Origin of the sequence: Skermanella aerolata KACC 11604, from assembly GCF_000936425.1 — a bacterium.
Taxonomy (GTDB): domain Bacteria; phylum Pseudomonadota; class Alphaproteobacteria; order Azospirillales; family Azospirillaceae; genus Skermanella; species Skermanella aerolata.
This window is the reverse complement of record NZ_AVFK01000005.1, coordinates 258,056-279,882: the sequence shown is the minus strand read 5'-3', so window position 1 is coordinate 279,882 and position 21,827 is coordinate 258,056. Positions and strand designations below refer to the sequence as shown.

The window sequence follows — 21,827 nt, the reverse complement described above, 5'->3', positions numbered from 1 at the left end:
AACCGGCTGCCAATATGCAGCTAAGCAGAAGCCGCTTCTGCCTCCACCAGACGCCGCGCCCGGCGGTTGGCGGTTTCGTGCCAGCGTTTGTCTTTGGTGACCGTCTCCAGCGCTTCCGCCGCAAGCTTGTCCAGGTCGGCAAGGCGTTCGACTTCGTCCAGGCGGATCGGCCTTTGCGGCGCCTTGTCCACGCGAAGGTACCGTGTGCCAAGGATACGCGATGCTTGAAGGGTGGAGGCGTGTTCCTGTGCGGCGAGCGTCAGTTCAACGATGCGGTGGCGCATGATCCAGGGGATGCGGCCGCCGAACCATACGGGTTTACCTTCGACCGCCTTTCCAGCGGTACCGATGCTGAGCACGTGCACTTTTTCCGGGATGGCGCCCAGCCGCGCCATGGCTTCGCTTACCGCGATCAGGTCCGGAGCATTGGCTGCCAGTCCGCCATCGACATATACCCGGTCACCGATCCGGTGAGGCGGAAAAAGGGTAGGGGCTGCGGATGTCGCCAGGGCCGCGTCCATCAGGGTCACGTCATCGGCATCCTTCTCCGCCAGTCCAAGGGAGCGGAACAGGTGAGAACTGCCGTTGGTGTGGTCCACGGCGGTCACGAGAACGGGCACCGGCAACTCGCTCAATCTCCTGTCCGCATGATCGCCCAGGATTGCCCGGATCGCCTTTCGCAGGGGCGGTTTAGGATACAATGCGGTAAAAAGACCGAAGCGATGAAACCGTTTCTTGAATATCGACGGCGCGTTGTCCGCTATCGCCGCGTGGATCGCTGCCGCTGGTATTCCGGCGGCAAGACCGATGGCGATGATTCCGCCGATAGAGGTGCCGCCGATCAGATCGAAGCGCTCCGCTGCGGGAGCGTTCGCCGCTTCCTCGAACGCAGTCAGTATCCTGGCCGTGAACAGGCCCCGCACCCCGCCGCCGCTCAGGGACAGGCATGACATCATCGCCAGCCCGGCATGCACGGGATTTGTCGTGTCCTGGAGACGATAAGTCATGCGTCGGCTTCGTCGTAGCCAGGATCGAGTATCTCAAGCCGCGTTCGTGCCTTCAGGACGTCATGATACGCTCGAGCGTGGGTAACCAAGATGAAGCGGCGCTGAAGGGCCTGTGCTGAAATCATCTGTACCGATCTATCCAAGGGATAGCTTTGCCCGTCTTCATCCACGTCGTTCAGGTCGAGCGGCAGGACATCGGACGCCCAGACTTGGGCATCCTGCACCGTGAAGTCGAAGGTGCGAAGCTCGAATTCAGTCTTCGCCACGACAAGGCGCCGCCGCCAGCCGGTACGCTGTGCCGCCGGCAACGCATCGATCGTATATTCAGCTAATCCAACCGCCACACTGCTGGCGAACACGTTCCTTGGCGGAATGGTCGCCGCCCATTTCTGCATCACGTTCTGGCCGCCGCCGACTAAATCTAGGAATGGCTGTACGTCCAGCAGATACATCGTGCCTCAAAGTTTGAATTTCGGCAGCCGTCCGCCCCGTTGCGGTTCGAACTTCAGCCGGGTCGCCGCTGGCAAGTCGGGCCGCTCGGCAAACACATCCGCCAGCGTGGGTTCCGGAATTGCCGAGCTGATGACCTCTCCCAGCATGTCGTATCGCATGGTAACCAAGGTATCCTCACGGATTTCAGACTTGCGACCTCTGGTCGTCAAGCGGATTCGACCTTGAGCGAGCGTTCCTGGCAGATTTCTTGCCTGACGTACATTGACAATCTCGACCGCGACGGAGGGGTCGACACTATGCCGCATCAGCGCGGCCTCGACGGCTTTGGCAACCACTTCGCTGCGTTTTCCGATGGCACTAGCACGTGACATGAAACCCAATTCAACGAGCCGCTTCCGCGCTGATTGTCCGCCTGCTGCCATGATTTTCTGTCCGGCGACGACAACTGTCTCCGTGTCTGAAAATTGGCGGCGTTTGAGTTGATGGGCATGGGTTTTCGCCTTGGCCGTCCCGGCGAACAAACTGCCAAGGCCCTTCTTTTGCCGCTCCGACACAAGCTTGTATCGCGATGTCGAAACCAACGTGTTCCTGACCGTGAACTTCCGCTCCATGGCCATCGCCGGACCTTGCATAATGTGTACACGCACGACAGACTATGTGCTCACACGGCAGCCGCGTCAATCTGACAAACCCAAAAACTGATCATCCGGCCGGATCGAACTTGTAAGTCCGGCTTACAAGTTGCCCCTTGGTGAATTCGCCTTCCGTGTATCATGGCACCCATTCCACAACTCGCTCTCGAAAAAATAGGAATAATATGCTATGGCTCTCCCGTCCCAAAAACCGTCCTTCAGGACCAGCCGACGCCGATAGCCGGGGAGTGACCTATGATCACGACCGCATCCTATTATGGCATCCCGGATCAGGCCTCGGCCCTGATCAGCGTCGCCCGCAATGTCGGCGGTCCCATCGGCGTCTCCATCGCCCAGAACGTCCTGGCCTACCGCGAGCAGTTCCACCAGAACCGGCTGGTCGAGCACGTGGTCCCGTCGATCCCCGGCTATCAGGAAACCCTGCGCATCGTCACCGACTAATTCGCGTCGGCCGGCGGCGGCGTCGCGGACGCGCAAGGACGCGCGATCGCCTATATCGGCCAGCAGGTCGCGACCCAGTCGGCCTACTGGGCCTATATCGACGTGTTCTTCACGCTGATGCTGATCTCGGCATCGGCGGTGCCGCTGGCGCTGATCCTGCGGAAGGTAAAGCTGTGAGGGGTGTGGATGGGAACGGCCTTGAGACCGTTCCATAGATGAGGCAAGGCTGAAATTTCACAGAAATCAGAAATAAATAGCGCAAAAGGGTGAGGCTAAATAATTATGATTCTAGTTGTGTTCCATGACTAACATAATAAATTTCCGTTGAAGGCGCAGATTTTTCTTCATCAGCTTCGGTAAAATCAAAAGTCATTGATATACTTTATTGCTGATAGAAAATTTAAATTAGCTGTTTTCAATAATAATCCTATGATTTTGCAGCGCAGCATATTATGTTGCATAAGCGAGATGGGGCGATCGACCGCCCACTCCTCAAATCCACACCACCAAGGAATTTTCATATGACGACCTCCATCATTGGCCTATTCGAAAACGGCGACATCGCAAGCAAGGTCCTGGGCGAACTGACCAAGGCCGGCCTCAAGAAGGATGCCGTAGAGATCCTTCAGGACGTTGCCGTCGCGAAGATTTCCGGCCGGCTGGTCGAGGCCGGCTACGACAAGGAAAAGGCCGAGACATACGGCAAGGCGATGCAGAAGGGCGGCGCCCTGGTCGTGGCGGAAGTCGCCGACGACAAGGCCGACGAAGGCCTGACCACCATGCGCACCTTCAAGGCGATGACCCCGGAAGCACTGCTCGAGAAGCTGGGCAACCGGACGGTCGAAGAAGGCCAGACCGCCCAGGTGATCGAGGAGGAGCTGGAAGTCGGCGTCTCCCGGACCACCGGCGGCAAGCGCCTGAAGACCGAAGTGACCGAGCGGGAAGTTCAGGAGACGGTGACCCTCCACGAGGAGAACGTCGAAGTCGAGCACACGAAGATCGACCGCGTCCTGAACCCCGATGAGGCCGCCAAGGCGTTCCAGGAAACCACGATCGAGATGACCGAAGTCTCGGAAAAGCCCCTCGTCACCAAGCAGGCTCATCTGGTCGAGGAAGTCGCCCTGAGCAAGGAAGCGGGCGAGCGCGAGGTTACCGTCAGCGGCACCGTCCGCCGTCAGGACGTCACCGTCGAGGAAATCGACCGCAAGCCGGCCACGACCAAGAAGTCCTAAGGTCTGAGCGCGGAAGCAGGCGCTACGGTCCGCCGGACCGCGGCGCCTGCTTTCCGTGCGCTACCTCAAGCCGTGCATATCCAGCGAATTTTCATACCGAGGAATAGTCCATGTCTGCTATCATGAATAAGACCGACACCAAGAAGACAGTCCGCGACGCCAGCGCCGAAGCACCTCAGCCGAGTGCCGCGCCCGCGCGGAAGGTCGTGGACGCCGCGAACCGGGACATCGCCCGCAACAATGCCGAAGCGGCGGAACAGAACCTTCAGAAGGCCGCCGACGACATGCGCGGCACGATCGAGCGCACGACGGAGATTGCCGGCGATGCAGCCGTCACGACCCGCCGGATGGCAGGGCAGGTGGCCGAGCAGGCTGCGGAAAAGGCCGGCGAGATGTCGGCGATGCAGAGCAGGGCTTCGAAGGAACTGGCCGGCCGTACCCAGCAGAACCTCGGCGTCATGATGAAGACGGGAGTCAAGCTGGCCGAGGGCTACCAGTCGATCATGCGCGAGTGGGCCGACTACACCCGGAACGCCATGCAGTGCAATATCGACGGCATGAAGAGCATCATGCGCGCCCGGACTCCGCAGGACCTGAAGGCCGCGCAGACCGAGTTGCTGAATGCCGAAGTGCGGGTCCTGCTCACCAGCGGCGTCAAGATTTCCGAAGCGACGCTTCGTGTCGCCAGGGAAGCCGCCGACAGCGTCGGCGAGCACGCCCGGCAGCAGAGCGAGAAGAACTCCTGAGGAGTTCTTCCAGCGAACGGCCCGGCTGAGCAGCCGGGCTGGGCGGGGACTTACTTCTTGTCACCGCTCGTCCAGACCGTCCGGTTGTCGCCGTTCTGCTCGGGCGTCTCGATCTTGACGTCGTGGCCCAGGTTGCCGACCCGGATGCCATCCTGCAGCGCACTATGGCAGGCCTCTCCCCGGTTGGCGAACTCACCGTTGGCTTTGCCGCTGGAACTGACCGTCCAGTAGCCTTGGTACTTCTTCACTAAGTATTTGATATGGGCTATGGCGCTCATGTTTAAGTTCTTTCAAGTTCAGGATCAAAGAAAAGCTATCTTCAATAGTATAATCCTGATCTTGTATTAATGACAGCGTAATATTTTATTTGTAGTGTCCTAGAAAAGATAATTATCTTTTCTTTGCCGAAAACGATTTGGGGCTGACTTCGCACCGATAGGGCAAGGGCGGGGGAGCGGGCAAGCCGGCAAGAAACCGTGGTCTCGCACACATCGCCTCTCGAAATAATAGGAATATTATGCTACAGTCTCCTGTCCCGAAGGATTGTCCTTCGGGACAGATCTGGGCAGCGACCTATGATGACCTTCGATGCCGTCCCCTCAAAATGATGACATTTGCGTACTTTCAAATACGCGAAGGGGTGTCGTCATCAAACTTCCCGCCATCCGATAGCCTGCCGCAGGAAGCTGTAGCCCAGCGCCGTGAAGCCCGCGCGCTCGGTGTTGTCCTTGCCGTAGCCGTGCCCTCCGGCGGCAGGCTCGTAGAAATAAGCCTCGTATCCCATCGACTGGAGCTTGGCCGCCATCTTGCGGGCATGGCCGGGATGGACGCGGTCGTCTCGGCGGGTGGTGGCGATCAGGATAGGGGGATAGTCCTGACTAGGGACGGCGGTATGGTATGCCGACATCGGCCCCAGGAACGCCCAGTCCTTCGGATCGTCAGGGTCGCCGTATTCGGCCATCCAGCTCGCCCCGGCGAGCAGCTTGGTGTAGCGGCGCATGTCGATCAGCGGGATCGTGCAGAACAGCGCACCGAAGCGCTCCGGGTAGCGCGTCAGCATGTTGGAGATCAGGATGCCGCCGTTGGAGCCACCCTCCGCCGCGATCCGCTCCGCCCTGGTGACGCCCCGGCGGACGAGGTCCGCCGCCACCGCCGCGAAATCGTCGTGCGACAGGCGCTTGCCCTCGCGGCGGCCGGCTTCGTGCCAGGCTGTGCCGAACTCTCCACCGCCCCGGATATTGGCGACGACGCTGGTACCGCCGCGCTCCAGCCAGAGCTTGCCGATGGCCGAGTTGTAGGACGGCAGTTGCGAGATGCCGAACCCGCCATACGCATAGAGATGTACCGGCGCATCGCCCGTAACATCCGCCGGCCCGACCTGGGTATAGGGGATGCGGGCGCCATCCACCGACACCGCTTCATGCCGCGTAATCACCAGTCCGCTCGGGTCGAAACCCGCCGGGCCACGCTTCAGCGGTTCAGGGCTGCCGCCGGCGCGGATCAGGAAAAGCGTCTGCGGCGTCAGCGGGTCCTGGGCGTTGGCGAGCATGTCGCCATTGGACTCCGACTCCTCGACGTCCAGCGGCCAGACGCTGGCGACGCCAAGGTCGGGCAGCCCCGTGATGCGGGACATCGACCAATCCCCGGCAGTGCCCGGATCGCTGGCCGGCGGGGTCCAGACCTCGAACACCGGCCGCAGATCGTCCAGGATCGACACGGTGATCCGTCCGTCGCGCATGAAGAAGCCTTGCAGCGCGCGGCGCTCCGCCGGTTCGAACAGGATGGTGAAGTCCCGCCCGCCCGCCAGGAAATCGTCAAGCCGGATCACAGCTACGCTGTCGGGAGCTACCGTCGTGTCCCCGACCGTCCAGGGGAAACGGGGTTTCGCCGCCAGCCATTTGCGGCTGGCGTCCACCTCGATATCGGTCGGCACGTCGATTTGGGTCTTCGGGCCGGTGCGGTCGCCAATCCAGTAGCGGACGTCGAAGAAGGCGATCCGCTCGGTGAACCAGATGGTCTCCGTCCCGGCTTCCCGGTCGACATGCGCCCCGGCGCCCATCGACTCCTCGGGGATCTCGTAGATGACGGGGGCTGTCAGCGGGTCGGCGCCGCGCTTCCACAGGCGGACCGTCTTGGCATAGCCGGACCGGGTCGCCATGCCGGGGCCGTAGGCGGACTGGAGCAGCAGCGTATCGCGGTCGAGCCAAGTGGCGCCGCCCTTGGCTTCCGGCAGGGTGAAGCCGTCGGCCACGAAACTGCGGGTGGTCAGGTCGAATTCCCGAAGCACCGTGGCGTCGCCGCCGCCGCGCGACAGGCTCAGCATGGCGCGGTCATGGGTCGCGGGCAAGGTCGCGGGACCTGCCCAGATCCAGTCTTCGCCCTCGGCTTCCGAGAGCGCGTCCAGGTCGAGCAGAAGGTCCCATTCCGGCGCTTCGGTGCGATAGCTCTCCAGCGTCGTGGTCCGCCACAAACCGCGCGGGTGCTCGGCGTCCTTCCAGAAGTTGAACAGCTTGTCGCCGCGCCGGGCGACGAACGGAATGTTGGCGGGCTGGTCGTAGATCGCCGCCAGATCGGCCCGGTCCTTGAGGAAGGCGGGACCGCCGAAGCGCTCCAGCGTCTTCGCGGTCTGCGTATCGGCCCAGGACGTGGCCTGCGGCCCGTCCACCTCCTCAAGCCAGATCCAGGGATCGTCGTCGGGGGCTTCCAGAGTGGGGCGCGGATCGGCGAGGGTCATGGCGGACTTTCCGGGTGCGTGTCTTGAGTGGCAGCGAAGCATCGACCAAAACGGTTGATGCCCGCAACCACTCAATGCACAAACAAGTACCTCGGTCAGAAGCGCCGCTTGTAGCGCACCGCCGTAGCAAACGCCGGTGCCGCGCCCTCGACATGGCCGGGAGAGGTCTGGACCAGCGCTCCCGTGCTGAGTTCCTCCTTGTCGCTCAGCAGGATGCGGTATGCCAGTTCCACGTCGATCTCCCGCCCGCTCGGCGTCAGGCTGGCGGACCCGCTTTCGCGCAGGATCGTACCGTCGGCGGTCGTTCCGGTCGGAGCGTCGATGTCGGCGCGCCCGGCGCTGACCCGAAGCGGCTGCGACAGGCTGATCGATATCCGGTCCTGGGCGGAGACGACGTCGTTCCGGGCGAAGCCGACCGTCCAGGCGTCGCTGCGCACCCCGGACAGCCGGCGGATCAACCCGTTGCCGAGCTGGGTATCCGCCGTCGTGCCGTACTGCCAGCTTCCGAACAGCTCGACGAGCTTGAGGTCGAATGCTGCGAAGACTCCGCCGAACCGGGTCGTAACCGGGGCGTCGAAGGCGAAGGCGGAACCGCCGCTGCTGTCCAGCGCCGACCCGCGCTCCGTCAACTGGCCGAACTGGATGCCGACGCGGCCGCCGTCCCAGCTCTTGCGGACTTCGCCCATCACGACCTCGCGGTCGCCATAGTCGCTCCACGACCGGCTGTCGCCGTATTTAAGGTAGTCTTCCTCCCGCCGGGACGCGAAGCCCGTGGCTACCGAAACGCCGTCGCCAAGGTCGGTGCGGATCGAGACGTTGCGTCCGGAATCGGCAAGGTCGAGGAAGGCCGAGCGGGCGGGATCGCCGGAGATCGTGTCGAGCACTACCGGGCTGTCGGCGTCTACGCCGAACCGGGCGGCCATCGGGCGACCCGCCGCAACGCCGATATCGGTGCTCGTCCCCAGCTTCGAGCTGAACGAGAAGCTTCGGCCGGAGCCCTGCCGGGTCGGCTCGACAGTGCGGCGGTCGGTGGTGCGGTCGGAGAAGCTGGCCTGTCCCGTCGTGCCGAATGGTGTCGCGACAGTGTCGTAACTCCTGTCACCCCCCAGCCAGTTGACCAGATCGTGCTGCGGCTGCGGCCGGGCGACGCGGGACGTCAGGTCTACGCTGTAGGCCCGCTGGTAGTCGTCCAGCATGATGCTGTTCCGCAAGGCGCCGCTGGTGGCGAGCGCATCGCCGAACGCGGCGCCCAGCCGGAGCGACGATGTGCCGAGCGGCACGGATGCGCCGCCGACCGTCGTTCCGGTCGGGATGCTGGCTGTCCCGACCGGAGCCATCGCCGCCGCGACGTTGAGCAGGCCCCGGCCATAGACCGGGTCGGTTCCAGGTGCTCCCAGGTCGGTCGCGGTACGCAGGATCAGATCTACGATCTGGGCACCGGTCAGGTTCGGGAAGGCCTGCTTGAGCAGGGCGGCCGCACCCGAGACATGCGGGGTCGCCATCGACGTGCCGGTCACCGTCACGTCATTGCCGGCATTGTTCACCGCCCGGATCGCCTCTCCCGGCGCCACGACATAGAAGTTGGCGGAGCTTCCGGCCTTGTTGGAAAAGCTGGAGATCTGGTTGGCGGAGTTGACCGATCCGACCGCGATGCCGTGGCCGGTCGCATCAGTGCTGGTGACCCACATCGCGATCAGGTTGGTGACGGTGTCCTTGCCGTTGTTGCCGGCGGACGCCACCAGGATCACGTCGCGAGATGCGGCCTCGCTCAGCGCTGCCGCGAGGTTGAGCGGCATCACCCCTTCGCCGCCCAGCGAATAGTTGATGATGCCGGCGCCGTTGGTCACCGCATAGGTCGTCGCCCTGGCGATGTCCTCCGTGAAGTACTCTCCCGACGACTTGCCGGCGGTAGCGGTATAGGCGTCGGTCCGGATCGCCATGATGCGGGCGTTATAGGCGACACCGTGAGTCTGCGCGCCGTTCTTCCGCGCGGCGATGACGGAGGAAACGGCGGTGCCATGGCCGTCCAGATCGGTCACCGCCTGACCGGCGCGTTCCGTGACGATGTCGGTCGAAGCGGGGTGGATGGCGCCCGCGAACTCCGCCAAGGTCATGTTGATGCCGCTGTCGACGAGGGCGACGGTCTGTCCGGTCCCGTCGATCCCTTTGGCATAGGCGGAACTGGCGTTGATCTGCTTCAGCCCGGCGTTCAGACGGTACTCCGCGGTATCGAAAGCGGCAGTGGGATCGGCGGGAGCCGCAGATGCGGGAGGAGCGTTCGAAGTCGTGGGAGATGGGCCGCCACCTCCGCCACCGCATCCGGCGAGCAAAAGTATAGTTGCGGTCGCAACTCCTGTGCGAGGGCTGATCACTGCACTCTCCCCAGATTAGGTTTCTTAGAGCGGTCTGGGGAGCGACTGTATTATTTTAAAACAAGATGCGTATTTTACCTTCAGAGGGAAAATGCCTGGGATTTCGAGGAAGAGTTTTCCTTACTGCATTTGTTGATGCAGAGCTTTGGTCTTAGACGGGTGGGTTTCACCGGCCTTATAGAATACTCATTACTGGAAGGTATGAAGATTGCGCGGGAGAAAACCTGCGCGTCGGCTGTAGAACGTTGTTGGGCCACGGCCCAACCTACGAAACTCCGTAGGTTGGGCCGTGGCCCAACAATACTTCTCCTTTTCTCACGCCGCGCGCTTCAGGCCTATCTCCGCCCAGATCTCCGTAAGGGCGTTCACAAGATGATCGATGTCGGCATCGGTATGAAGGGGGGAGGGGGTGATGCGAAGGCGCTCGGTCCGTCGTGCCACCGTCGGGTAGTTGATCGGCTGAACGTAGATGCCGTAATGGTCGAGCAGACGGTCGCTGATCTCCTTGCACAGCACGGGATCACGGACCATCACCGGCACGATATGGCTGGGGTTTTCCAGCACGGGAATGCCGGCAGCCTCCAGCCGGCGGCGGACGACGGCGACGCGGTCCTGGTGGCGCAGGCGCTCGGCCGTGCTGGCCTTCAGGTGGCGGATGCTCGCCAGTGCTCCGGCCGTGACGGCGGGCGGCAGCGACGTCGTGAAGATGAAGCCGGACGCGAAGCTTCGGACGAAGTCGCAGAGGTCGGTGGACGCCGCGATATAGCCGCCGACCACGCCGAACGCCTTGCCGAGCGTCCCTTCGATCACCGTCAGCCGGTCCATCAGGCCCTCGCGCTCGGCGATGCCTCCGCCGCGCGGACCGTAGAGGCCGACCGCATGGACCTCGTCCAGATAGGTCATCGCGCCATGGGCTTCGGCCACGTCGCAGATTTCCGCGATAGGGGAAATGTCGCCGTCCATCGAGTAGACGGATTCGAACGCGACCAGCTTGGGCAGCCGGGGGTCGAGGGCCGACAGCTTGCGGTCGAGGTCTTCCGGATCGTTGTGGGCGAAGATGTGGCGCTCGGCCCGGCTGTGGCGGATGCCCTCGATCATCGAGGCATGGTTGCCGGCGTCGGACAGCACGACGCAGTTGGGGATCTTCGACGCCAGCGTACCCAGCGCCGCCCAGTTGGAGACATAGCCCGACGTGAACAGCAGCGCCGCTTCCTTACCGTGCAGGTCGGCCAGTTCCTGTTCCAGCAGCACGTGATAGTGCGTCGTGCCGGAGATGTTGCGGGTGCCGCCGGCCCCGGCGCCGCAGCGGTCGATCGCCTCGTGCATCGCTTCCATCACAGCGGGATGCTGACCCATGCCAAGATAGTCGTTGGAGCACCAGATCGTCACGGTGCCGGAACGTTCGCCGTCGACATAGTGTCCGGCGCGCGGGAAACTGCCGGCCTGCCGTTCCAGTTCCGCGAAGATGCGGTAGCGTCCTTCGTTGCGGAGGCTGTCGAGCTGGTCGCGGAAGAAAGTATTGAAGTCCATCATCGCCTCCGTTGGGTGGAAATCGCTTGCCTGAGCGGCAGTGTGGTCATGCCGCTGTCGGCGCGGCGGTTTAGGTACCAGTTCCACAGGGCGGCCGCGGGCAGGGGCAGCACCAGCAGCCAGTGCTCCAGCAGGGCCAGGGTCACCAGGGTCGCCAGGAAGGTGAAGCCCGCCGTCTCGAACCCGCTGTTGCCGCCGGCTCCCGCCGCCTGCACCAGTAGGATCGCGGCAATCGTTGACAGCGTGACGGAGACCGGGAACAGGCAGTTCATCGGGCGCTTGCGGAAGAAGCTTTCCAGGTATTTCAGGTGGTCGGGCAGGAACTCGCTGCCCAGATTGGGAACGCCCAGGAAGACGTTCAGCTTGGCGCTGATGCGCATGGCCCAAAGCACCATGAAGGTCCAGGTGCCGATCTGGTTGGGTGCGTCCCAGGTCAGGGCGACGATCAAGGCGGCCGATGCCGCTATCGCCAGCTCATGATAGGCGATCGCCTCGATCGCGTGGCGCAGACGCTGCAATCCGGCGCTTCCCGGAGGGGCGGCTTCGCGCCTTGGGCCGGTGATGAAGGCCATCAGGAAGCTGATCTCGTTCCAGCCCCAGATTATCAGGCCGCAGGTAAAGGCGGTGAAGGCTCCCGAAACGGTGGTGTCCTGCGCGCTGACCGCCAGACCGTAGAGGCCGAGGACGGCCAGGACGGTCGCCCCTGTCAGGCTCCAGCGGAAGGTGCGCCGGGGCAGCCCGTCCAGCCAGACGATCAGCCCGGTGCTGAACCACCAGAGGAACAGTGTGTAGAGCACCGGGATGATGTGGTCGGACACGGGCGGCATCCTCCGCTTCTACCAGGCCGGGGACAGCCGAACCCGGTTCGGCAGCTCGTTGGAGATCACCGGCAGCATGTAGAGACGCAGGAACGTGGCGGCTCCCGCCACGCCCAAGGCGGCGCCCTTCAGCTTGCCCATAACCCCGCCCTGCTTGCGGGCGGCGGCGCGGCCGTCGGAAATCTCCATCAGCCGGTTCAGGCCGGCACGGAACTTCGGGTTGTCTATGTCGAGCATCAGCGGGAAGACCTGACGCGAGATATCCGACGTGATGCGGAAGACCGTGTAGTCGTAGTCGGTCGGATCGACGCCCAGCGCCTTGTGGAACTCCGGCCGCATGTGGTCGCGGACGAACATGGTGGCGTAGACCGCCAGCAGGAAGAAGCGTATCCACAGCTTGTTGCCGCCGCTCAGCAGGCCCGGATTGGCGCGCATCAGCAGGGCGAAGGCCTCGCCATGGCGGAACTCGTCGTTGCACCACTTCTCGAAGAACTTGAAGATGGGGTGGAAGCGGCGGTCGGGGTGGCGCTCCAACTGGCGGAAGATCGTGATGTAACGGGCGTAACCGATCTTCTCCGACAGGTATGTCGCGTAGAAGATGAACTTGGGCTTGAAGTAGGTGTACTTCTTGACCTTGGTCAGGAAGCTCATGTCGACGCCGATGCCGAAGTCCTTGAGCGTGTCGTTGATGAAGCCGGCATGGCGCGCTTCGTCGCGGCTCATGAAGCTGAACAGCTCGCGGATATCCGGGTTCTTCACCCGCTTCTTGGTCTCGGCGTAGAGGACGCAGCCGGAGAACTCGGCAGTCAGCGAACTGATCAGGAAATCGACGAACTCCTTGCGGAGGCCTTCCGGCAGGTCGTCGAGCATGTTGGTGAATTCGTCCGTGCGGGTGAAGTGCTTCTTGTTGTCGTCGCGGCGCAGTTCCTCCATGACGATGTCCCACTCGGCCCGGACGGAGCTGATGTCCAGCTTGTCCAGCGCGTCATAGTCGGTGGTGTAGAAGCGCGGGCTCAGGATCGTGTCTTCCTGGGCGATCTGCGTGCTTTCGGTGGAGATCCTGGGGCGGCCGGCCGATATGGCCGGGGTGCTCTCGATAGCGGTCATGATGGCCTCCCAGCGGAGAATCCGACTTCGTACAGTTCGGTGAGTTCGAGATATCCGGCCAATTGGGCGCGCAGGCGTTCCAAGGGGCCGGCGTGGACGACGATCGCCGTCCGGTGGAAGAAGTGCTGGGTGCCGAAGGGCAGGGAAGTCGGCGCGTCCTCGATGATGACTTCGTCGCCGGGGCCGACTTCCACCCCTTCCAGATCGACCCAGGCGTGCACGCTGTCGGGCGTGATCTCGATATCAACGGTGCAGGGCACGGTCACCGTGCCGCCACCGTTCCAGCCGCCATTCCAGTTGAGCGCCATGGTCAATTTCTCCCAGCAGTCAGGAGTTGCGCGAAGGCTTCGCCGTTGGTCGGCCCGAAGGCGTCCAACTCGATCACCCGGCCGGTCTCGGGGTCTTCCAGCGAGATGCGGCCGTCGGCCCAGCGGGTCAGCATGAAGGGCGGCTCGATCCCGATGCCCCGGCGTTTCCGCTCCCGCGCCAGACCACGCAGCGTGCCCCGGATGAAGCCGTTGGTGCCCGGCTCGACCGAGGCCGCGACCTTGCCGGTACGGGCATCGGTCACCTGGATCGAGCCGTTCCGCATGTCCTCGAAGCGGAGCGACCGGGTTTCGACCGCAGCCGTTTCCGGCATCTGGACGGTGCCGAGACCGCTGATCCTCGAGACGGCGGCTGTCGTGACGGTAAAGGCCACCAGCAGCGCCGCTCCGATCAAGGCACCCTTCGGGAACACGGGCTTCCGGATAGCGGGGTGGAGGTGGTGGGCAGTCATGTCCGGACCTCCGTCAATCCGGCGGCGCCGGCGGTCTCACGGCGCTTCGCCGGCTGGCGGATGGGCGTCGTCACGGCGTTGGCGCCGTTGGCCGCCGTCAGGGCAGGAGCCAGGATCGCCGCGACCTCGGCGGCATTGGGTATGGCGCGAAGGGTCGGCTCGGGTTTCAGCATCCGCCACGGCCGCACATGGGGCCACAGCAGCATCCAGGCGATCCGGTTGCCGGGCGTCAGGGCCAGCGGGATATCGCCGCTGCCGTCGCTGCGGACCTTCAGCGCCGCATTGCCGATCAGGCGGAACGGGATGTTCAGGGCCATCGGGAAGGCGATGCCGATCCGCAGCACGACCCGCTTGCTGGTTATCGTATAGACCGACGCCCGCGCCGACGCCCAGGCCAGCACCAGCAGGATCGCCAGGGCACACACGGCAAGCGCCAGCAGGGGTAGGGCCGACATGCCGGCGTTCAGGTATGTCGCCCCATCGCTCAGCGAGGTCGCGATGCGCCACGCGATCATCAGGCCGAAATAGATCGCGATCTTATCGAAGTGGAAGGCGCTGCGGGCCAGCGGCCACCAGGCCGGACTGCCTTGCCAGAGCAGGGTTTCGCCTGTGGGCAGCGGGGCGGGGAGTCCGCGTACCGGTTCGGTCTCGTACTCCGTCATCTGGTCGGAGGTCGTCATATCAGGGGCTCCTGCCGCTGAGGCGTCGCGTAGAGATGGCCGCTGGCGAAGTAGGCTGTGATCTTGTCTTCTTCCAGCCGGGTGACCTGATCGGGGCTCTTGATCGCGGGCACGTCGGCGAACTGGGCCGCGGTGATCGAGACCACCTTGACCTTGCGGTTCCAGCTATCGATCCGGACGAACTGCATCGGCAGCAGCACGGTCTTGCCGCCGACGGTCTCGACCTCGAGGTAGCGGACGGCGGGTTCGGAGCGGTCGACCCAAACCTCCCGGACGTCGCCGGCGACGTAGCCGTCGAGCGCCACCACTTCCATCCCGACGGGGTTCGGATCGCGGTGGGCGATGAAGAAGTCATGGGCGACGCGCAGCGGCACGATCCGGTGCTCGTCTTCCGCCGTCAGTTCCGGATCGTCGCTGCGCTGTGCCCAGGCCGCCGGACCGACGCCGTCGATCATGGGATTGCCGGTCGGGACCAGCGGCGCTCCAGGCCAAAGGCCGGACGGGACAGCCGCGATCTCCCGGTCGTCGGGATTGCCTGGCGGCGCCTGATACTTGCTGCCGTCGCGGAGCGTGAAGGTCTTGGGCGATGGGATCGGCGGGAAGCCCTGCACCTTCACATGGTCGGAACGGTCCGACAGCAGCGGATAGCCTTCGCGCTTGTCTTCCTGATGCAGGTAGTAGATCAGGCCGGCGAAGAAGATCCAGAAGGCATACAGAACGAGCTGGGCCACGTCGATGTAGCTTGTGATGGCTCCGGTTTCCATCGCGACCTCCGCGTTTTGGTTGCGTCAGCCGGGGAATTCGGCAAGGCCGAACCCGGTTGGCTGCGGTTGACGGGTTACTGCGGCCGTGGTGCGGACCAGGGGTCCGATCGCGGCCAGCGTGGCGAAAAGCAGGATGATTTCCAGGTAGTAGACGGCGCCGTAGCCGACCGAGGGATCGGCCAGCACCGGCCCCAGCACGCCCTGCGCGCCGAGGCTGGAAACGACGTCGCGGATGGCTCCCCCCATCGCTATGGCGGTTCCGGCCGCCGTCGCCTGTACGGCTCCCCAGGCGCCGAGCGCCAGGCCGCTTTCGCCGTCGCGAGCCAGCGCCATCGCGGCAGTCAGCGTGCCGACGACGAACAGGCCGCTGCCGAACCCGATCAGGACGGTGCCGATCCGGCACAGCATCGGCGATTCCATGGGAGCGGAAAAGATCACGGCGGAGAAGGCGAACAGGCCGGCCATGACGCCAAGGGCGGCCAGCCGGTAGGGATCGGCGCCCCGGCCCAGCTGGCGGGCGGCAAGGGCGAAGCCACCCAGCGTTCCAGCTGCCAACAGGGCCGTCAGCGCCGTGGTTTCGCCGACGGTCAGGTTCAGGATCTGGCCGCCATAGGGTTCCAGCAGGATGTCCTGCATGCTGAAGGCCGCCGTCCCCAATCCGACCGCGACCAGTACCCGGCCGGCGCGTCCGGAACTGCGGAATGCCGCCCAGGATTGGCTGAAGGACGGGCGCGGCAGGTCGGGCCGAGTGGCTGCGGGGTTGCGGGGTTCCTGCTTCCACAGCGCGATCACGTTGAGCACCACGGTCGCGACGGCGCATCCCTGGACCAGCTGGATCAGGCGCAACTGCGTGAAGTCCGCCAGCAATGCTCCGAACAGCAGGGCGCTGAAGACCATCCCGGCCAGCAGCATGACGTAGAGCAAGGCGACGACGCGCGGCCGGGCTTCCGCCGGGGCAAGGTCGGTGGCGAGCGCCAGACCGGCGGTCTGGGTCGTATGCAGGCCGGCGCCGACCAGCAGGAAGGCGAGGGCGGCGCCGGCATGGCCGACCCAAACAGGGCCGGTGGTGTCGCCGGACAGGATGATCAGCGCGAACGGCATGATCGCGAAGCCGCCGAACTGAAGCAGCGTGCCGAACCAGATATAGGGCACCCGCTTCCAGCCCAGGACCGAACGGTGCGTGTCCGACCGGAATCCCACCAAGGCGCGCAGCGGCGCGAAGACCAGGGGGAGTGAGACCATGCAGGCTACCAGCCATGTCGGCACGCCCAGTTCCACCACCATGACACGGTTGAGCGTGCCGTTCAGCAGCACGATCGCCATGCCGATGGAGACCTGGAACAGCGCCAGCCTGAGCAGCCGGCCGAGCGGCAGCTCAGGCGTCGCCGCATCCGCGAAGGGCAGGAAGCGCGGTGTCAGGTATGTCCAGACGCGGGCGACCTTAACCATGAGGCACCAGCTCCAGCGCCTGGGAGGTGTAGAAGCCGCAGGCGATCCGTTCGGACCGCGACGCCTTCCATCCGTCAAGCCCGGTCAGCAGATGACGGAGCGAGGCTTCGCGGACCGGCTCGATCGCGGGGGCGCGGTTGCCGCGCGGGAACAGCTTGCCGACCGCGTGCATGACCATCAGCGCTTTGGTGCTTGGCGCGAAGGTGAAGACGACGGACGATCCCGTGCGGTCGGTCAAAAGCTCCAAGGCGCGGACCATGTCGGCGGCCTTGTAATGGATCAGGCTGTCCATCGAGACGATGTGGTCGAACCGGCCAAGGGCCGGGTCCAGCATGTCGCCGACGCGGAAGTCCACCTTGAGGTTGCCGGGCAAGCGGTCGCGCGCCAGTCCGACCAGCGTCGGCGACAGGTCGATCGCGGTGACTTCCGCACCGCGCTTCGCCGCTTCCAGCGCCAGCATGCCGGTGCCGCAGCCGGCGTCCAGCAGGCGCATGCCCCGCATGTCGTCCGGCAGCCAGCTCAGCAGGGTGCCGCGCATCCGGTCGCGGCCCTCGCGGACGGTGGCCCGGATGCGGCTGACCGGAGCGTCGCTGGTCAGGCGCGACCAGGCATCGGCGGCGGTGCGGTCGAAATAGGTTTCAAGCTGACCGCGGCGCTCGATGTATGAAACGGTTTCCATCAGTCGAACCCCAGCAGGTCGAAGATATCGCGGTCCTTCATGGGCTTGGGAGCCAGTGGGTCGGTCCCGGCCCAAAGCGTGGCGGCCAGCCGGAGGTATTCGTTCTGAACCGCTTCCAGTTCGGGGGAAGGCTCCATCTCGAACAGGGTCGCCTTCTTCAGGCGGCTGCGGCGGATCGCGTCCAGGTCGGGGAAGCGTGCCAGGGTGTTCAGGCCGACGACATTGTTGAAGCGGTCGATCTGGTCGGTGCCAGCGCTTCGGTTGGCGATGACACCGCCCAACCTGACATTGTAGTTCTTGGCCTTGGCATGGATGGCGGCGACGATGCGGTTCATCGCGAAGATGCTGTCGAAGTCGTTGGCGGTGACGATCAGCGCACGTTCGGCATGCTGCAACGGCGCCGCGAAGCCGCCGCAGACGACATCGCCCAGCACGTCGAAGATCACGACGTCGGTATCGTCGAGCAGGTGATGCTCCTTGAGCAGCTTGACCGTCTGGCCGACGACGTAGCCGCCGCAGCCGGTCCCGGCGGGCGGGCCGCCGGCCTCGACGCACATCACGCCGTTGTAGCCTTCGAACACGAAGTCCTCGGTCCGCAACTCTTCGGAGTGGAAGTTGACCGTCTCCAGGATGTCGATCACGGTCGGGACCAGCCGCTTGGTCAGCGTGAAGGTGCTGTCGTGCTTGGGGTCGCAGCCGATCTGGAGCACCCGCTTGCCCAGCTTGGAAAAGGCGACGGACAGGTTGGACGATGTCGTGCTCTTGCCGATGCCGCCCTTGCCGTAGACGGCGAAGACCTTGGCGGTGCCGAGACTAACCGTCGGGTCCATTTGGACCTGGACGCTGCCTTCGCCGTCACCGTTGCCGATCCTTCCCGGAACCGGACGCCTCGTCAGGATTGTGGTCATGCCGCTGCCTTCTAGTGCTGGGAACTGAAATGCGCCTTGGCGTGATAGAGCGTCTCGATCGTGATGCGCGCGATGCCCTGTTCGCGGGCGAAGCGTTCGGTATTGCGGCGGGCCTTTCCCCGGACGAAGAACGGGATCTTGCGAAGCTCCCGCTCGGCATCGGGCGCCCAGTCGGTGTCGTCCGAGTCGGCAACTTCTGCGACTGTTTCCGGAACGACAGGGCTGACGCTGACGGGGTGGCCGAGATGCGAGGGCGCCGCTTCGCCGTGGAACTCGAAGTCGTCGCGGAACATCGCGAGCAGGTGTTCCTCCAAGCCCATCATCAGCGGATGGACCCAGGCGTCGAAGATCACGTTAGCGCCCTCGAACCCCATCTGCGGCGAGTAGCGCGCCGGGAAGTCCTGGACATGGACCGGGGCGGAGATGACAGCGCAGGGAATGCCCAGGCGCTTGGCGATGTGGCGTTCCATCTGAGTGCCGAGCACCAGATCAGGCTGGAGCTCCGACACCCTGGATTCGACCTCCAGGTAGTCGTCGGTAATCAGCGCCTCGATGCCGTAATGGGTGGCGGCGTCCCGGACTTCCCGCGCCATCTCGCGGCTGTAGGTGCCGAGGCCGACCACCTTGAAACCCAGTTCGGCATGTGCGATCCGGGCCGCCGCGATGGCGTGGCTGGCGTCGCCGAAGATGAAGACGCGCTTGCCGGTAAGATAAGTGCTGTCTACCGAGTGCGAGTACCAGGGCAGGCGCGACGAACCGGCGACCAGTTCCGCCGGGACCTCGATCCCGGCGACATCAGCCACTTCCGCGATGAAGTCGCGGGTTGCGCCGACTCCGATCGGGACGGTCTTGACGGTCGGCTGCCGGAAGGTCTTTTGCAGCCATTGGGCGGCGGTGTTGGCGATTTCCGGATACAGGACGATGTTGAAATCGGCTTCGCCCAAGCGGGCCAGATCGGCGGGGCAGGCCCCCATCGGGGCGACGACGCCGATATCGATGCCGATCCGGTCGAGCAGCCCGGTGATCTCGGTGATGTCGTCGCGGTGGCGGAAGCCGAGTGCGGTCGGGCCGAGCAGGTTGCAGCGCGGTCGGCTGCCGGTATGCCGGGGGCAGGCTGGATCGGCCAGGGCACGGACCAGCCGGTAGAAGGTCTCGGCGGCGCCCCAGTTCTCCTTCTTCTGGTAGGCCGGGAGTTCCAGCGGGATCACCGGCACTGGCAGGTTGAGCGCCTGGGCCAGCCCGCCGGGATCGTCCTGGATCAGCTCGGCGGTGCAGGACGCACCGACCAGGATCGCTTGGGGTTGGAAGCGCTCATAGGCTTCCGCCACGGCAGTCTTGAACAGCTCGGCGGTATCGCCGCCGAGGTCGCGGGCCTGGAAGGTGGTGTAGGTCACCGGCGGGCGCTTGGGCCGGCGCTCGATCATGGTGAACAGCAAATCGGCGTAGGTATCGCCCTGCGGAGCGTGCAGCACGTAATGCACGCCTTCCATCGCTGTTGCGATCCGCATGGCTCCCACATGGGGCGGGGCTTCGTAGGTCCAGAGCGTCAGTTGCATGGCGTCAGGCTACCAGTGAAAGGCTGCGGCGGAGCGGCCGGGCGAACAGACCAGCCAGGTCGGAGGCCTGCTCGTAGCCATGAATAGGGGTGAACAGCAGCTCGATCGACCACTTGGTCGTCAGGCCTTCCGCCTCCAGCGGGTTGGCGAGGCCGAGGCCGCAGACCGTGATGTCGGGCTGGGCGGCGCGGCAGCGGTCGAGTTGGCGTTCCACGTGCTGGCCTTCGCTCAACTGCGTGCCGGGAGGCAGCAGCGCCAGTTCCTCCGCCAGATGGGCGCGGTGGAGATAGGGCGTGCCGACTTCGATCAGCTGCATCGAAAGCTCGGTCGCCAGGAAACGGGCGATCGGGATTTCGAGCTGGCTGTCGGGGAAAAAGAAAACGCGCTTGCCCGCAAGGTCGGAGCGGAATCGGGCAAGCGCGGCCCGCGATCTTTCGCGGCAGGGGGAGACGACTCTTTCAAAACGCTCGGGTTCGACGTTCCAGGCACTAGCCGCAGCCTTGAGCCATGCGGTGGTGCCTTCGGCGCCGAGCGGGAAGGGGGCGGACAGTCTGATAGCGCCGCGCTGTTCAAGCAACCGGGCGGTTTCCGCCAGGAAGGGTTGCGCCAGCAGGAAGGAGGTGCCGGGGCCGATGCCGGGAAGGTCGGCGGCGCGGCGCGGTGGCAGGAAATGGACGGGGCCGATGCCCAGATCGTCGAAGATCCGCTTGAACTGGTCCTCGACTACATCGGCGAGCGCTCCGACCACCAGCAGCGACCGGTCTTCCGAAGCGGGAAGTTCCGAGACGAGCGAGGCGAGGCAGGCGTCTTCGCCCTGGGTGAAGGTCGTCTCGATCCCGCTGCCGGAGTAGCTGAGTATGCGGACGCGCGGGCTGTGGTCGCGGGACAGGCGGAGTGCGGCGCGCGACAGGTCCAGCTTGATCACTTCCGACGGGCAGGAGCCGACCAGGAACAGCAGGCGGATATCGGGACGGCGTTCCAGCAGCCTGGTAACCGCTTTATCCAGCTCCTCGTTCATGTCGGCCATCCCGGCCAGATCGCGTTCCTCGATGATGGCGGTGGCGAAGCGCGGCTCGGCGAAGATCATGACGCCGGCGGCCGACTGGATCAGGTGGGCGCAGGTGCGGGAACCGACCACCAGAAAGAAGGCGTCCTGGATCTTTCGGTGGAGCCAGATGATGCCGGTCAGGCCGCAGAAGACTTCGCGCTGGCCGCGTTCCTGAAGGACCGGAGGGTTCGGAAGCGCGGTCATCGTGCCGGCTCCAGCGCGTCGGTCGGAGCGCCGGCATGAGCGCCGCCATCGCCGCGCCGGGCGGCGCGCAGCTTCAGGATGAACTGGGTGGCGTTGATGACGTAGGTGGCATAGGCGGCGAGCGCCAGGATCATCTGCCCCTGCGCTCCCAGGGCGTCGAAGGCTACCGCCGCCAGATATGCGGTATGCAGCGCCAGCACCAGCATGCTGAAGACGTCTTCCCAGTAGAAGGCGGGGGCGAACAGGTAGCGGTCGAAGACCACCTTTTCCCAGATGCAGCCGGTAATCATGATCGCGTAGAGGGTCAGCGTCTTGACCACGACGGAGGCGGTGGCGATGCCGAGTCCTTCGCCGGTCGCCAGATACCGGAGCACAAGGCACAGGCTGGCAAGGAAAACGACGAACTGGATGGGAGCCAGGATGCCTTGGACAAGTGTCCAAGGCGACGCGTCGCGGCGTTTCCGTTCTTCCGGTGTGTAGAGTGGCGGGTTCCGACCCTGTTTCATTCACGTCCTCCCTGGGATGCGGTGAGCTACCGACTGTCGCGGTTCGAAGCCCGCCGGCACTCCGGTCCTCTTTTTCGATCCCTTGTTGACGAGAACGCTAAACCGTTGACGCAGAGCCGTCAATAACTTTGGACGTCAATTTTAATTGACAGTTTTCGAGGG

Annotated in this window: 23 protein-coding genes; 3 read left to right on the top strand and 20 right to left on the bottom strand. The window is 64.4% G+C overall.

The features are described 5' to 3' along the window. Positions 1–20 precede the first annotated feature (20 nt). The 3 genes from N826_RS09330 to N826_RS09320 are packed head-to-tail and all read right to left on the bottom strand — an operon-like array spanning position 21 to position 2,071. Complete coding sequence (locus N826_RS09330; RefSeq protein ID WP_052830962.1) at positions 21–1,007, bottom strand: CBASS cGAMP-activated phospholipase; 987 nt, start codon at positions 1,005–1,007, stop codon at positions 21–23. Next, entirely contained in the window at positions 1,004–1,459 is a 456-nt protein-coding gene (locus tag N826_RS09325; RefSeq protein WP_044427882.1) for a hypothetical protein, read from the bottom strand. The genes N826_RS09330 and N826_RS09325 overlap by 4 nt, the downstream gene beginning before the upstream one ends. A gap of 6 nt (positions 1,460–1,465) precedes the next feature. Further along, positions 1,466–2,071 carry a hypothetical protein gene (locus tag N826_RS09320; RefSeq protein ID WP_147040593.1) on the bottom strand — a complete coding sequence of 202 codons (606 nt, stop codon included), beginning with the start codon at positions 2,069–2,071 and terminating at the stop codon, positions 1,466–1,468. A 276-nt stretch (positions 2,072–2,347) separates the two neighbouring features. Between N826_RS09320 and N826_RS09315 the strand changes: the two genes are divergently transcribed. After that, positions 2,348–2,554 carry a hypothetical protein gene (locus N826_RS09315; RefSeq protein WP_044427879.1) on the top strand — a complete coding sequence of 69 codons (207 nt, stop codon included), beginning with the start codon at positions 2,348–2,350 and terminating at the stop codon, positions 2,552–2,554. Between the two features lie 92 nt (positions 2,555–2,646). Here the strand turns inward: N826_RS09315 and N826_RS45690 are convergent, their stop codons facing one another. Then, on the bottom strand, positions 2,647–2,778 hold the full coding sequence (locus tag N826_RS45690; protein ID WP_280178462.1) for a hypothetical protein: 132 nt from the start codon (positions 2,776–2,778) through the stop codon (positions 2,647–2,649). Positions 2,779–3,075: 297 nt separating this feature from the next. On the opposite strand from N826_RS45690, the gene N826_RS09310 reads away from it, so the two are divergent. Both N826_RS09310 and N826_RS09305 read left to right on the top strand, forming a co-directional pair. Then, on the top strand, positions 3,076–3,786 hold the full coding sequence (locus N826_RS09310) for a YsnF/AvaK domain-containing protein (protein WP_044427876.1): 711 nt from the start codon (positions 3,076–3,078) through the stop codon (positions 3,784–3,786). A 110-nt stretch (positions 3,787–3,896) separates the two neighbouring features. Next, on the top strand, positions 3,897–4,532 hold the full coding sequence (locus N826_RS09305) for a phasin family protein (RefSeq protein WP_084720606.1): 636 nt from the start codon (positions 3,897–3,899) through the stop codon (positions 4,530–4,532). 50 nt (positions 4,533–4,582) lie between these two features. Here N826_RS09305 and N826_RS09300 read toward each other — a convergent pair whose 3' ends face one another. The 16 genes from N826_RS09300 to bchF all read right to left on the bottom strand — a co-directional run bounded on the left by N826_RS09300 (position 4,583) and on the right by bchF (position 21,665). Further along, the gene (locus tag N826_RS09300) at positions 4,583–4,810 is read right to left on the bottom strand and encodes a hypothetical protein (RefSeq protein WP_147040595.1); all 228 of its coding nucleotides are present in this window, start codon (positions 4,808–4,810) and stop codon (positions 4,583–4,585) included. A gap of 371 nt (positions 4,811–5,181) precedes the next feature. Further along, a complete protein-coding gene (locus N826_RS09295; RefSeq protein ID WP_044427871.1) occupies positions 5,182–7,266 on the bottom strand; it encodes a prolyl oligopeptidase family serine peptidase in 2,085 nt (694 codons plus the stop codon). A gap of 95 nt (positions 7,267–7,361) precedes the next feature. Further along, on the bottom strand, positions 7,362–9,638 hold the full coding sequence (locus N826_RS39795) for a S8 family peptidase (protein WP_147040597.1): 2,277 nt from the start codon (positions 9,636–9,638) through the stop codon (positions 7,362–7,364). A 315-nt stretch (positions 9,639–9,953) separates the two neighbouring features. After that, entirely contained in the window at positions 9,954–11,168 is a 1,215-nt protein-coding gene (hemA, locus tag N826_RS09285; protein ID WP_044427868.1) for a 5-aminolevulinate synthase, read from the bottom strand. Continuing rightward, entirely contained in the window at positions 11,168–11,986 is an 819-nt protein-coding gene (gene puhE / locus N826_RS09280; protein ID WP_044428017.1) for a putative photosynthetic complex assembly protein PuhE, read from the bottom strand. Before puhE ends, hemA begins: the two co-directional genes overlap by 1 nt. 18 nt (positions 11,987–12,004) lie before the next feature. Then, positions 12,005–13,093, bottom strand: a complete 1,089-nt coding sequence (acsF, locus tag N826_RS09275) for a magnesium-protoporphyrin IX monomethyl ester (oxidative) cyclase (protein ID WP_044427866.1) — start codon at positions 13,091–13,093, stop codon at positions 12,005–12,007. Further along, complete coding sequence (locus N826_RS09270; RefSeq protein ID WP_044427863.1) at positions 13,090–13,401, bottom strand: hypothetical protein; 312 nt, start codon at positions 13,399–13,401, stop codon at positions 13,090–13,092. Before N826_RS09270 ends, acsF begins: the two co-directional genes overlap by 4 nt. A 2-nt stretch (positions 13,402–13,403) precedes the next feature. Continuing rightward, positions 13,404–13,871: a photosynthetic complex assembly protein PuhC gene (gene puhC, locus N826_RS09265; RefSeq protein ID WP_044427861.1), complete on the bottom strand. Its 468-nt coding sequence runs from the start codon at positions 13,869–13,871 to the stop codon at positions 13,404–13,406. Beyond that, a complete protein-coding gene (puhB, locus tag N826_RS09260) occupies positions 13,868–14,551 on the bottom strand; it encodes a photosynthetic complex putative assembly protein PuhB (RefSeq protein ID WP_244619562.1) in 684 nt (227 codons plus the stop codon). Before puhB ends, puhC begins: the two co-directional genes overlap by 4 nt. Continuing rightward, entirely contained in the window at positions 14,548–15,315 is a 768-nt protein-coding gene (puhA, locus tag N826_RS09255; protein WP_044427859.1) for a photosynthetic reaction center subunit H, read from the bottom strand. The genes puhB and puhA overlap by 4 nt, the downstream gene beginning before the upstream one ends. Positions 15,316–15,339: 24 nt before the next feature. After that, positions 15,340–16,764, bottom strand: a complete 1,425-nt coding sequence (locus N826_RS09250) for a BCD family MFS transporter (RefSeq protein ID WP_044427857.1) — start codon at positions 16,762–16,764, stop codon at positions 15,340–15,342. Next, positions 16,757–17,443, bottom strand: a complete 687-nt coding sequence (gene bchM / locus N826_RS09245; protein ID WP_044427855.1) for a magnesium protoporphyrin IX methyltransferase — start codon at positions 17,441–17,443, stop codon at positions 16,757–16,759. The genes N826_RS09250 and bchM overlap by 8 nt, the downstream gene beginning before the upstream one ends. After that, positions 17,443–18,351 (bottom strand): ferredoxin:protochlorophyllide reductase (ATP-dependent) iron-sulfur ATP-binding protein, encoded by a 909-nt coding sequence (gene bchL / locus N826_RS09240; RefSeq protein ID WP_044427854.1) that lies wholly within the window; start codon positions 18,349–18,351, stop codon positions 17,443–17,445. Before bchL ends, bchM begins: the two co-directional genes overlap by 1 nt. Before the next feature lie 11 nt (positions 18,352–18,362). After that, on the bottom strand, positions 18,363–19,907 hold the full coding sequence (bchB, locus tag N826_RS09235; protein ID WP_044427852.1) for a ferredoxin:protochlorophyllide reductase (ATP-dependent) subunit B: 1,545 nt from the start codon (positions 19,905–19,907) through the stop codon (positions 18,363–18,365). Between the two features lie 4 nt (positions 19,908–19,911). Continuing rightward, positions 19,912–21,159 (bottom strand): ferredoxin:protochlorophyllide reductase (ATP-dependent) subunit N, encoded by a 1,248-nt coding sequence (locus N826_RS09230; RefSeq protein WP_044427851.1) that lies wholly within the window; start codon positions 21,157–21,159, stop codon positions 19,912–19,914. After that, positions 21,156–21,665 carry a 2-vinyl bacteriochlorophyllide hydratase gene (gene bchF, locus N826_RS09225; protein WP_044427850.1) on the bottom strand — a complete coding sequence of 170 codons (510 nt, stop codon included), beginning with the start codon at positions 21,663–21,665 and terminating at the stop codon, positions 21,156–21,158. The genes N826_RS09230 and bchF overlap by 4 nt, the downstream gene beginning before the upstream one ends. Positions 21,666–21,827 lie beyond the last annotated feature (162 nt).